Source organism: Aquipseudomonas alcaligenes NBRC 14159, from assembly GCF_000467105.1.
GTDB lineage: Bacteria > Pseudomonadota > Gammaproteobacteria > Pseudomonadales > Pseudomonadaceae > Aquipseudomonas > Aquipseudomonas alcaligenes.
Genome location: NZ_BATI01000007.1, coordinates 1 through 11,784, shown reverse-complemented (window position 1 = coordinate 11,784; position 11,784 = coordinate 1). Strand labels below are relative to the sequence as shown.

Genomic DNA, 11,784 nt, shown 5'->3' with positions numbered 1-11,784 from the left:
TCATAGCTTCCCGAAAGTTCTGAGTATCCCGACGATCACGGGGCCTATTGCGACTAGAAAGAAGCTCGGCCAGAGGCAGAAGGTCAGCGGGAACATCAGCTTGGTTCCCACCTTCGCCGCCTGCTCCTCGGCGGCCTGGCTCCTCCGGTCACGAAACTCCTCCGAATAGACGCGAAGCGTATCGGCGACACTGGAGCCGAAGCGGATGCTCTGCCCGAGCAGGCTGACCAGCCCTTGCACATCCTCCAGGCCGGTACGCTCGGCCAGGTGCTTGAGCGCCTGGGTACTCGGAATACCGGCGCGTATCTCGCTGTTCACCAGCGCCAGTTCCTCGGCCAGCAGCGGCTGGCTGACGAACATCTCCTCGGCTACCCGCTCCATGGCTTGCGGCAGGGCCAAGCCCGACTCGACACAGACCACCATCAGGTCCAGCGCATCGGGAAACGCGACACGCAACCTGTGCGTGCGCGCCTCCTTGCGTTTATCGACATAGATCGCCGGCAACAACCAGCCGACACCCACCGAGGCAGCAACCCATAGAATGGCCATGTTCGAGGAGAGCTTGGGAACAAAGGGCATCGCCAGCAGCGTGCCACCCAATAACAGCATCGGCAGCAACAGGCGGATTGCCCAGTACACCTGCACGGCCGAGGGAGACCTGTAACCGGCATGGATCAGCAGGCTGCGCATCGGCGAGCGCTCACGCTTTTCGCTACTGACGAAGCGCTGGCCGACCTGCTCCAGCAACAGCTGCAGGCCGTTCGGCGTGCCATAACTGGCAGCTGCTCCGGTGTGGCCCCGCTTGATCAGGCTGAGACGGCGCTGCACCGGATCCTGCAGCCCGGTCAGCAGCATCAACACCGTAGCGACCAGCAACACCACGCTGAGCCCGATCGCAGCCACAAACAGCAGCCTGGCCAGCTCCTCGTTGCCCACCACACGGTTTATCAGCCCCAGCAGATAGTCCATGACTAGACCTCGATGCGAATGATCCGGCGAATCCAGAAGATGCCCAGCAACATGGCGATGAATGCAGCGACGATCAGCTCGCGACCGAAGGGATCGTTGATCAGCATCGGCATGTAGCTGGGCGTGGTGACTGCGATCAGGCCGGTCAGCACGAAGGGGACGGAGACCAGTACCCAGGCGGACATCCGTCCCTCGGCAGAGAGCGTCTTGACCTTGCGTTGAAAGCGAAAGCGCCCGCGGATCACGCTGCTGATGCGCTCTAGCACCTCGGTCAGGTTGCCGCCGGTCTCGCGGTGGATGAGGATCGAGGTGACCAGCATCATCACCGTCATGCTCGGCACCCGCTCAAGTAGCCCGAGCATGGCCCGGCGCACATCATTGCCGTAGTTGATGTCGGCGAAGGTCAGGCCGAACTCCTGGGCCACCGGCCCCTTGTGCTCCTCGGCCACCAGGCGCAGCGCCTCGGCGAATGGGTGGCCGGCGCGCAGCGCACGGCAAATGGCGTCCAGCGCATCCGGCAGGCCCTCCTCGAAGGCGGCGAAGCGCTTGCCGCGGTCGCTGGAAATCTTCAGGAAGGGAATGCAGGAGGCCATCGCCCCCAGGATCAGCGCCGCCCACCAGAGCTTGAGCATGAACCAGACGCCAGCCCCGACGGCGCCAGCCAGCAACAGGGCGAACAGCACCACCCGGTAGGCACGGTAGTGATGCCCGGCCTGCTCGATCAGCTGCCCCAGGGTCTCCAGCAGTGGCATCTGCTCCAGGGTCGCCTCCAGCGGCGAGAGCCGCTTGAGGTATTTCTGCCGCAGTACCGTCTGCATGTTCGGCAGGCTGTTGGCCCGCTCCAGCAGGTGCAGCCGGCCACGGATCCGCTTGCGCATGCGCCCGGCCTCGCCGAACACCGGCACCACCACGCCCTGGCTGAGCAGGAATACTGCAGCGAAGACCATGCCGAGGAAGACGAAGATGTACTCGCTGGGTATCTGGCTCATGGCTGCAGTGCCTCCATCCAGTCCGGGCGGAACAGGCTGAGCGGCAACTCGATGCCGCGCTTGGCCAGGGTTTCGCGGAAGGTCGGCACCATGCCGCTGGGGCGGTAGTCGCCAAGCACCTCGCCCTGCTCGCCGATACCCCGGCGCTCGAAGGTGAAGATCTCGGTCATGGTGATCATCTCGCCCTCCATGCCGTTGATCTCCTGCACGCTGACCAGGCGGCGCTTGCCATCCTCCTGACGCTCCAGCTGGATCACCACGTCGATGGCCGAGGCGATCTGCTGGCGCAGCGCCTTGATCGGGAAAGTCGCGCCGGTCATCGACACCATGTTCTCGATCCGCCCCAGGGCATCGCGCGGGGTGTTGGCATGGATGGTGGTCAGCGAGCCGTCGTGGCCGGTGTTCATCGCCGTCAGCATGTCCAGCGCCTCGGCACCGCGCACCTCGCCGATGACGATGCGGTCAGGGCGCATGCGCAGGCTGTTGCGCACCAGCTCGCGCTGGTTCACCTCGCCACGTCCCTCGATGTTCGGAGGCCGGGTTTCCAGGCGTACCACATGCGGCTGCTGCAGCTGCAGCTCAGCCGAGTCCTCGATGGTGACGATGCGCTCGTTGTCCGGGATGAAGCTGGACAGCACGTTGAGCATGGTGGTCTTGCCGGTACCGGTACCGCCCGACACCAGCACATTCAGGCGGCCGCGCACTATGGCCTTGATCATCAGCGCCATGGCCGGCGTGAGCGTGCCCATCTGCACCAGGCTGTCGGTATTGAGCAGGTCCACGGCGAAACGCCGGATCGACATGCTCGGCCCATCGATGGCCAGCGGCGGGATGATGGCGTTGACCCGCGAACCATCCTTCAGGCGCGCGTCCACCAGCGGCGAGGATTCGTCGATGCGCCGGCCCAGGTTGGAGACGATGCGGTCGATGATGTTGAGCAGATGCTGGTCGTCGCGAAAACGCACGTCGGTACGCTGCAGCTTGCCGAAGCGCTCAACGTAGACCGAGGCATGGCCGTTGACCAGGATGTCCGAAACGCTGGGGTCGGCCAGCAGCGGCTCCAACGGTCCGAGGCCCAGCACCTCGTCGCCGATCTGCTTGATGATCAGCTGGCGACTGGGCGTGGAGACCGGCGCCGAATGTTCGTCCAGCAGGCGCTGGCAGAGCTCGCGGATCTGCCGGGCGGCCTCTGCGGGCTCGAGCGAATCGAGCAGCGACAGGTCCATCACCTTGAGCAGTTGCTGATAGATCTTTTCCCGCCACTCGCACTCCACCGGGTTGAGCTGGGTGCGGGTCTCGTAGACCTCGGCAGGAGCGGAGTGCTCCCAAGCCATGACTCCAGGCTGCCCTTCGGTGGCCTGTTCCCGGGCCTGTTCGCTGTCCCCGGCAGCCTGCTGGCGCAGGCGATTACGAAATTCGCTGAGCATGGCTTACCCCCTGAACAAGCGGCCCAGGGTGCGCTGCAACAGCCCCTGCGCCTGGGCATCGGCACCGGCCAGCTCCTGACGAAGCTGCCTCACTGCCTGCGTGATGGGCGCGCGCGGCGCATGCAGCCCGAGTGGAACGCCGCTGTTCTGGCTTTCGCTGACAATGGCGTAGTCGTTCGGCAGGCGCTGCAGGCTCCGGCAGCGCAGGGCCTCGGTGATGTCCTGCAGGGTGATGGGCGAGACCTTGCTGTAGCGGTTCACCACCAGGTGCAGGCGGTTGTCCTGCACGCCCAGGTCGTTGTGCAGGATGTGCAGCAGGCGGCTGGCATCCTTGAGGTGGCTCAGGCTCTGCTGCAGCAGGATGAAGCAGTGATCGGCCTGTTCCAGCGTCACCCCGGTGAGATGGTCGATCTGCCTGGGCAGGTCCACCACCACCCAGTCGTAACTGCTGCGCGCCAGGTGCAGCAGGGACTCCAGCTGCTCCATGCGCAGGTCCTGGGTCAGGCACAGGTCATTGGAGCGCCCGCCGAGAACGTGCAGGGTCGGGCTGAAATGGCTGCAGAAGCCGCGTAGGGCAACGCTGTCCAGATCCTCGACCTGCTGCATCACCTCCACATGGCTGTGGCTGGGCGCCAGGTCCAGACAGTGGGCGACGGTACCAAACTGCAGGTCCAGGTCGAGCAGCAGCGTGCTTGCTCCTTCAGCGCTCAGCTGATGGGCCAGATTGCAGGCCAGCATGGTCGCGCCGGAGCCACCCTTGGCATTCATCACCGCCACCAGCCGGCCGCCATTCTGGCTCGGTGAGCCGACCTGGCGTTCCTGCATCATGCGCCGCAAGGCCCCCAGCAGCTCCGCCTCGTCGACCGGTTCTGCCAGGAAATCACGGGCACCGGCCTGCATGGCCATGCGCATGCCCTCCTGCTGCTCCAGCGGGCCGCAGACCAGCAGTGGCGGACGCTCGGAAGCAGGACGCTGCAGCAGCGCCGACAGCTCTTCGCGCCACAGATGGCTGACCCAGAGCAGCAGGAAGTCCGGCATCTGCTCCAGGCCGTAGAGCGGATCGGTATGACCGTTGCTGACCAGTCTGGTCAGCACCTGCAGCCCCGGCAGGCGCTGGCAGATCTCCTGCATCCGCCCCAGGGCAGCCCGGTCACGGCTGCTGATCAGCAACTGGGGGCCTTGGTCTCGGTTCTTCAGCATGGTGTGATCTCCGGCGCCACACCGGCCTCGGCATGCCGGCCGAGACTCTCGCGCGGCAGCGTCGCCTGGAAGTCGGGCAGGGTTATCTGCTGCCCCAGCACGGGGATCATCAGGTCGAAGGTGAAATTCTCCAGGCGCAGGCGCACATAGCGAATCGCCCGGAAGCCATCGGCGCCTGTGGTATCGGCCGGCGCCGCGACCTGATTGCCATCCTCGTCCAGGTAGGTGAGGGTCAGGTCGGCGGTATCCAGATTGGTGATCAGGCTGCTGGCCCCCGAGTCCCCAGCCGCATTGAAGATGGCGCGGCGCAGGATCACCGGATCGCTGATGTCGCATACCGCGGCCAGCCGTGCGCCACGCCGTACCGTTTCGTTCAGGGTATTGACGGTGAAATACAGGCGGCCCAGCTCGATGACGCTGAACAGCAGGATGAACAGCAGCAGTCCGACTATGGCGAACTCCACCGTGTACAGGCCTCGCATGCGTCTGCCGTTCATTACAGAGCCCTCATCACGACGCTGGAAGTCAGCGTCAGGTTCAGCGGTATGTCAGCGCCGAACGGATTGACCAGCGCATTGCCGATCGCCGGCTGGAACACGTAGGTGATGCTGACCCGCACATGATTGGTGCCCACAGCGACAACGCTCACATCGTCGGCATCCAGCCCCGCCACCACCGGGCTGCCCGTGTTGCTCGGCGCCCCATAGAGCGCCACGTTCTTGATCCTGGTCTGTAGCGTGCTGCCCAGCTCCACCTGGCCCAGCGTCGCGTTCCAGGCCTCCCCGGCGGCGTAACGGCCGGCATCGCGGCTGGCCTGCAGCAGGGTGTTGTACTGGTACAGCAGGCGACCGAACTCGGCGATCCCCAACAGCATCAGCACCAGCAACGGCAAGGCGATGGCGAACTCGACCATGGCCAGGCCGCGCTGCCCGCAGGCATTCATTCGCTGCTTGCTCATGGCGCCTCCTAGGAGTCGGTACTCGGCGTCTGGCTGTTGTCGATATAGGTCTTGTACAGCTGGATGATCTGCGGCCCCTGGTCATCGACCGGGTTGGGGCCGGGCACGCTGTCACCCTCGCAGTCACGCACGAACTGGCCGAAGATCTGCGACTCGTTGCCCTTCTGCTCGGCCGGCTGCAGCACATAGAAGCAGCCGAAACCCAGCACCGGCACGCTCGCGGTGCCGCCGTCTGTGCCGCTGCACTGGCCGATCACCACGCGCAGGATGCGCCGCTGGAACACCCCGCCGGCCTGGCAGCCACTGCCGCTACCCGCCACGCACTCGGCGGAGCGCTGCTGCCAGTCGTTGTAGTCGAAAAGAGCCGTGCCACCACCGGTGGTGATGTTGCCGTTGGCATCGGCAGAGACCGATTCGGTACCACCACCCTTGCCGTTGCTCTTGCCATAGACGATGGTGCCGCTGCCATCCAGGCTGAGGGCTCCCTGGCCGCTGACCTGGCTGTAGTTGGTGATCAGGTCCGGCGGGTAGCTGGTGCTGCTGAGGCCACCACCGTACTCGCCGAAACGGGTATTGAGCCCCTGGATGGAAGGCCCCACGGTATTGCCCGGCTTGGTCTGCACATTGTCGCCGACCAGCGGGCAGATGGTGCCGCCACCGGCCATGAGCTCGCGCACCGTCTTGCCGCCCGAGCCGAAGTCCAGCAGCTGGAAGTTGCCCGGTCCTATACCCGAGCTGTTGTTGGTGGCCGACTTGAGCACCTGCAGGCCGCCGAAGCTGAAGCCGAAGAAGGTGTTGGGCACCGACTGCCCGCAGACCATGACCGGAGCCAGGTCGCAGGGGCTGGTCGGGCTGGGCCCGGCCGTGGCCACCGCGGCCACCGACTTTTCCTGCGCCGGATCAGTCAGGAAGGCCTGCACCACGCCCCAGAAGAATCCCGCCAAGGGATACTCCGGCACACTGACGCGCACATAGCGGGCGCCACTGGGCCCGGGGAAGGAGAATGGCCCGTAGACGCTGGAAGCCATCTCCACGTTGGCAAACCCCGCGCCGATATCGGCCATGGCATCGGCCAGCTCGCCATTGCCGGCGGCGGCAGCATTCAGGCTCAGGGTCTGCAGGGCTGCATCGCGCGCCAGGGTGGATGCGTTGAGAGTGCCGCTCACCTCGCCCAGCGTCTTGGCCCCGCTCAACGCGGCAGCATCGACAGCCCCCTGCAGGCGCGTCTTGTTGAGCAGCATGTGGCTGCCATCCAGTGCCAGCGCAGCCATCAGCATGATGGCCGCCAGCGCGATGACGATCAGCGCGGCCACGGCTCCGCCCTGGCGCCTGGGCAGCGCCCCGGAGCGACAGGAGCAGAAGACGTTCATCGCGATGCTCCTCTTACTGGCCGATGTTGATCTGGATCGGCTGGCCGACCTGCTGGGCGTCGCCGGTCTTGCCGCGATAGCCGTCCAGCACCTTTTCCGTCAGAGGGCCGTCGACACCTGCGGCAGGTGGCTCGGTGCCGGGCTTGGCGGCCAGCTCCTTGTTGGCGATCTGCTCGTAGTGGGTGGCGTAGACGCTCTGCCCGAGCGAACCGACGCGCCCCTCGTCGTAGGTCATGCAACCACCCAGGGCCAGGGCGAGGAGAACAAGGGCAATCCAGCTGTTCATGTGCGAGCCTCCTATCTGAGATCGTGACCGAAACTGCTGCCGGTTACCCCGAGGCTGACCGGTACGGGGCGCCCGGCCTGGTCCCCCTTGGTCTTGCCCAGCAGGTAGAAATCCAGATCGGCCGGCTCGACGAAGTTCTCGGTCGGCAGGCGGACCAGGTTGGCATCCACCGGCTTGGCCAGGTGCGGTGTCACCAGGATCACCAGCTCGGTCTCACCCTTGATGAACTCCTGGCTGCGGAACAGGTGCCCGAGTACCGCGATGTCGCCGAGCCCGGGGAAGCGGCTGAGGTTGTCGCGAGTGGTCTCGTTGATCAGGCCGGCGATGGCGATGGTCTGCCCGTCGCCGAGCTCGACCGTGGACTGGGCGCTGCGCTTGGTCAGGGAGGGGATGAACTGCGCCACGCCATCGCCCAGCACGCTGTCCAGCCCGGTATCGAGCAGCAGCGAGTTGACGTTGGAGATCTCGCTGACCTCGACATTCAGGTTGAGGTTGATGCGCCCGGCATCCAGCACCACCGGCAGGAAGCGTACGCCGACGCCGAATTCCTTGTACTCGATGGTGATGCCGTCGTCCTCGGTGATCGGAATCGGGAACTCGCCGCCGGAGATGAACTCGGCCTGCTGCCCGGTCAGGGTGACCAGCGTCGGCTCGGCCAGCACCTTGGCCGAACCATCTTCCTTGGCAGCTTCAAGCACCATGTCGAAGAGGAAGCTGCCGGAGGCGAACTGCGCCAACAGCCCCTTGCCACCGCTGACCAGACCATCGTCCAGCAGCGAAGAGCCGTTGTTGAATCCGCCCAGGTCCCAGTTACCCGAAGAACCTATGGCCAGGAAACGCACACCGAGGCGCTTGACCAGGTTGCGCTGCATCTCCGCCACCTTGACCTCGAGCATGACCTGCTGGCTGCCGCCCACGGTGAGCAGGTTGATGATGTCCAGGGACTTGGTGGGGCCGGCCTTGGCCTCCTCGCCCTCGCCCTGCACCACGCTGGCGGTCTGGGCCACGTAGCTCTTGGCCACCTTGACCGCCGTATCCATCACCGCCGCGCTACTGACCTGGCCGCGCAGCACCAGCGAGCCCTGCGCGCTGAACACCTCGATGGTCTCGTTGGGCATCAGCTGGTGCAGCTTGCCCTTCAGGCCACTGAGGTCATGCACCACTTCGAGGTCCAGGCTGTCGATCAGCTTGTTGTTGCCGTCCCACAGCAGCACGTTGGTGCTGCCCAGCGAGCGCCCCAGCAGGTAAAGCTGGCGCGGGCTGGTGATAAGGATGTCGGCGATCTCCGGGTTGCCCACCGAGATGCGCTTGACCGCTGCCCGCGTACTGAGCACGCGCGACTTGTAGATGGGCACCTGGATATTGCCGGTGTTGCTCGCAGCCACCGGAGTTACCGATGGCTCGGGCTCGGCCAGCAGGATCCTCGGCAGCAGCAGGCACAGCCCCAGCAGCAACGCGGAACCCATCACTCGAATGCTTTGCATGTCCCTCTCCTCGGCCATCCAGCCAGGCAGGTTCGAACGAATCACGACAGCTCCGGCTAGAGCTGCACCTTCGCCACATTCACTTCCGTACCCCGGATGATGGTCACTCCGGTACCGCCACTGGAGCGCCGGACCACGGGCTTCGGCGGTTCAGGAGCCGGTAGCGGCTTTTTTTCCGCGACGGGCACTGGCTCCTTGGGTTTCTTCTGATCATCCAGGGGATTGCGCAGGGCCAGTTGCAGGCGCCCTTCGGTCATCGCCTTGACCAGGACCTCCGCCTCTTCCGGCGTCATCTCCAGGGTCACGGCACGCACCACCACCGGCTGGGTCTTGTCGGTGCTGGAGGTCTGGTCGACGGCCAGCACCCGCAGGTCCTCGAGGATGGTCTTGGACTCGGCGTCGTTGTTGCTGTTGCCGAGACGCTTGGTGGCCAGTACGTCGACCCGGTTGCCCGGCAGCAGGAAGCCGGCGACACCCACCACATCGTCCACCCGCACCGAGATCGCCCTCTTCTCGGAGGCGATCAGCGAGGCCAGCGTGCTGCCGCCCAGGTGCTCGGCCAGACGGGCGCCACGCAGGATGTCGCCACGCAGCAGCGGGAAGGTGGCGATCTTGCCGACCGCCTTCTCCGCGCTGTCGAAGCTGTCGTCCGGCGCCGTGCCCTTGGGCATCGCGATCAGGGTCACGTGCTGGGCCTCGATCATGGTGCCGAAGGGAATCTCCACTGCGGCCACCACCACGCCCTGCATGTTGCTGTCGGTACTGGCGCTCAGCTTGCGGTTCAGCCAGTTGTTAGCCATCCAGGCCGCCCCTAGCCCCAGCACCAGCGATAGAACGACCAAACTCAGGGTTCGTACGCTCATGTCCGCGTCTCCCTATCCATTGAAATCGAGCTGGACGAAGTAGTTCTGCCAGGCCCACGCCAGCTCGAGCGGGGATAGCGGTCCCGATCCACCCAGATAGCGCTGACGATCCAGCGCCATGCTCAGCAGATCGCGCGGATGACAGGGCACCAGCGGCATGCCTTCGCTCTCGTACAGCCCCTGCAACACATAGCGCAGCAGCACGGGGTCATAGGCCAGCCCCAGACGTTCGCACTCCTGGCGCCAGATGCGCTCGTAGTCGTCCGCCTTGAGGTAGTTGAAGTGCAGCTTGTAGCCGATGCGCCGGAGGAAGGCCTCGTCGGCCAGCTCCAGCGGGTTGAGGTTGGTGGAGAACACCAGCACCAGGTCGAAGGGCAGCTCGCAGTGCCGCCCACCGCCGAGATTGAGGAAGTCGCGCTTCTCCTCCATCGGCACTATCCAGCGATTGAGCAGGTCGCCCGGCGCCATGCGCTGGCGCCCCATGTCGTCGATGATGAACAGGCCGTTGCTGGCCTTGAGCTGCAGCGGCGCCTGGTACTGACGGCTGTAGGGGTCGTAGCGAATGTCCAGCTGCTCCATGCTGAGCTCGCCGCCGGTGATCACGATCGGCCTCTTGCAGCAGCGCAGGCGGCGGTCGATGCCCTCGTCGAGCAGCAGCGGGTTCTGCCGTTCTTCGTCCAATCCCTGGTGCACCTGCGGGTCGTAGACCTCCACCACCGACTCGTTGATGGCGATGGCGTAGGGCACCCAGATCGCCTCGGCGAACAGGCGGATCAGACGACTGCTGATGTAGGTCTTGCCGGTGCCCGCCGGCCCGTAAATCATGATGGCCCGCCCCGAGTTCAGGGCGACGCCCAGCTGATCAAGCATGCCCTCCGGCAGCACCACTCCGCCGAAGGCCGAGCGCATGTCGCGGGCGCTGATACGCCCGTGGTGGATGGTCTGGATCTTCAGCAGCGAACGATAGGCGCTGACCGGAAAAGGCGTGGCGCCCAGGTAGCCGCTGCGCGCCAGGGCATCCCGCGCGGCCGTGCGGCCACGCTCGGTGAGGCCGTAGCGCAGTGCCTGCCCACCGGCCTGGCCGAGGACCTCGACCCGGCCGTGTTTGCGCAGGAACTGCAAGACCTCCTCCACCACCGCCCCGGTCAGGGCCATCCGCTCGGCCAGGCGCGACAGATCGAGAACGCCGGTGTCGTGCAGATGCTTGCACAGCAGGTCGCCAAGAAAATTCTCGCTCAGCCCGGTCTCCTGGATGTTCTTGGGCTGCGGCGCCAGTTTCTGCACCGCTTCCCGCTCGCTGGGGTAGGCATCGCTGTCGCTGACGGCATACATGATCAGCTTCCTCCCACCAGGAGAACCGTCGATGTTCCGCAGAGCACCGCCAGTGCATAGGGAAATGCCTGAGCCGCCACGTCGCCCTGCTCGGGAGCTATGTAGGTGCGGCTGATAAGCATCAGACGGTAGCGCCCCAAGAAGCGGCCGAGCTGGCCACGCCAGATGACGATGAGCAGCCCGCCAAGGCTGCCGAACAGCAGGCTGCAGACACTGGCCAGTGCGGCACTGAAGGGATCCAGAAAGGCGCCGGCCATGGCCATCAGTTTCACATCGCCGGCGGCCATGCCACCGGCGATGTGCAGAGGCAGGAAAATGGCGAAACCGACCAAGGCGCCCTGAAGCCCCTGTCCGAGCCCTTGCAGCCCGGCAACCATGGTCTGCAGCGACAGTCCGACCAGCATCCCCAGCAGGACCAGCCAGTTAGGGATGCGATGACCACGCAGGTCCCATGCAGAAGCGACTACCAGCATGAAGACCAAGATCAAGGCCATGTAAAACTGCGCCGAGGCGTGCATTGCCGCGCCTACAGCTACGGTGCAGTAAGGACAGTAATAATGCCTTGAATTTCCGTACCAACCGCCGTTCCCAAGTTAGTAAAGGCCGTTACCAGTGCCGCCACGATCAGACCACCGGCCACCGCGTACTCCACGGTAGTCAGGCCATCTTCATCTTTCACGAACTTGGCCACTGCGGCCTTGATGGTTTCGAATTTCATTTTGCCCACCTCGCACGAATGTTTGCCCAAGCCACATGCCGGTTTTGAGGCCCGGCATGGGATTCACGCTAGAGGAGGTCGAAAACTAGGGTTAGGAGTTTTTTGCGCATCGCTAGGACTTTTTTGCATCCCGGCTACGCTTTCAGAAAGCTGCGCTGGCTGAATAGAAGGCGTCTTCTCAGAAGGGT

Annotated in this window: 13 protein-coding genes; all 13 read right to left on the bottom strand. The window is 64.9% G+C overall.

Features of this window, described 5'->3' with window-relative positions; translation table 11 throughout:
- Genes PA6_RS04635 through PA6_RS04575 form a run of 13 tightly spaced genes read right to left on the bottom strand, consistent with a single transcriptional unit; the run spans position 1 to position 11,596 of the window.
- The gene (locus PA6_RS04635) at positions 1-969 is read right to left on the bottom strand and encodes a type II secretion system F family protein (protein WP_021699720.1); all 969 of its coding nucleotides are present in this window, start codon (positions 967-969) and stop codon (positions 1-3) included.
- A gap of 2 nt (positions 970-971) precedes the next feature.
- Entirely contained in the window at positions 972-1,958 is a 987-nt protein-coding gene (locus PA6_RS04630) for a type II secretion system F family protein (protein ID WP_021699719.1), read from the bottom strand.
- Positions 1,955-3,385, bottom strand: coding sequence for a CpaF family protein (locus PA6_RS04625; RefSeq protein ID WP_021699718.1), 1,431 nt, complete (start codon positions 3,383-3,385; stop codon positions 1,955-1,957). Before PA6_RS04625 ends, PA6_RS04630 begins: the two co-directional genes overlap by 4 nt.
- Before the next feature lie 3 nt (positions 3,386-3,388).
- Entirely contained in the window at positions 3,389-4,585 is a 1,197-nt protein-coding gene (locus PA6_RS04620; protein ID WP_043216290.1) for an AAA family ATPase, read from the bottom strand.
- A complete protein-coding gene (locus tag PA6_RS04615) occupies positions 4,579-5,082 on the bottom strand; it encodes a TadE/TadG family type IV pilus assembly protein (protein WP_021699716.1) in 504 nt (167 codons plus the stop codon). Before PA6_RS04615 ends, PA6_RS04620 begins: the two co-directional genes overlap by 7 nt.
- A complete protein-coding gene (locus PA6_RS04610; protein WP_021699715.1) occupies positions 5,082-5,543 on the bottom strand; it encodes a TadE/TadG family type IV pilus assembly protein in 462 nt (153 codons plus the stop codon). The genes PA6_RS04615 and PA6_RS04610 overlap by 1 nt, the downstream gene beginning before the upstream one ends.
- 8 nt (positions 5,544-5,551) lie before the next feature.
- Positions 5,552-6,913 (bottom strand): pilus assembly protein TadG-related protein, encoded by a 1,362-nt coding sequence (locus tag PA6_RS04605; RefSeq protein ID WP_021699714.1) that lies wholly within the window; start codon positions 6,911-6,913, stop codon positions 5,552-5,554.
- Between the two features lie 13 nt (positions 6,914-6,926).
- On the bottom strand, positions 6,927-7,199 hold the full coding sequence (locus tag PA6_RS04600) for a hypothetical protein (protein WP_021699713.1): 273 nt from the start codon (positions 7,197-7,199) through the stop codon (positions 6,927-6,929).
- A gap of 11 nt (positions 7,200-7,210) precedes the next feature.
- Complete coding sequence (locus PA6_RS04595; protein ID WP_021699712.1) at positions 7,211-8,683, bottom strand: type II and III secretion system protein family protein; 1,473 nt, start codon at positions 8,681-8,683, stop codon at positions 7,211-7,213.
- 56 nt (positions 8,684-8,739) lie between these two features.
- Positions 8,740-9,546 carry a Flp pilus assembly protein CpaB gene (gene cpaB, locus PA6_RS04590; protein ID WP_021699711.1) on the bottom strand — a complete coding sequence of 269 codons (807 nt, stop codon included), beginning with the start codon at positions 9,544-9,546 and terminating at the stop codon, positions 8,740-8,742.
- A 12-nt stretch (positions 9,547-9,558) separates the two neighbouring features.
- On the bottom strand, positions 9,559-10,878 hold the full coding sequence (locus tag PA6_RS04585; protein ID WP_021699710.1) for an ATP-binding protein: 1,320 nt from the start codon (positions 10,876-10,878) through the stop codon (positions 9,559-9,561).
- Between the two features lie 2 nt (positions 10,879-10,880).
- Positions 10,881-11,396, bottom strand: coding sequence for a prepilin peptidase (locus tag PA6_RS04580; RefSeq protein WP_021699709.1), 516 nt, complete (start codon positions 11,394-11,396; stop codon positions 10,881-10,883).
- Between the two features lie 14 nt (positions 11,397-11,410).
- Positions 11,411-11,596, bottom strand: a complete 186-nt coding sequence (locus tag PA6_RS04575) for a Flp family type IVb pilin (protein ID WP_021699708.1) — start codon at positions 11,594-11,596, stop codon at positions 11,411-11,413.
- Between the last annotated feature and the right edge of the window lie 188 nt (positions 11,597-11,784).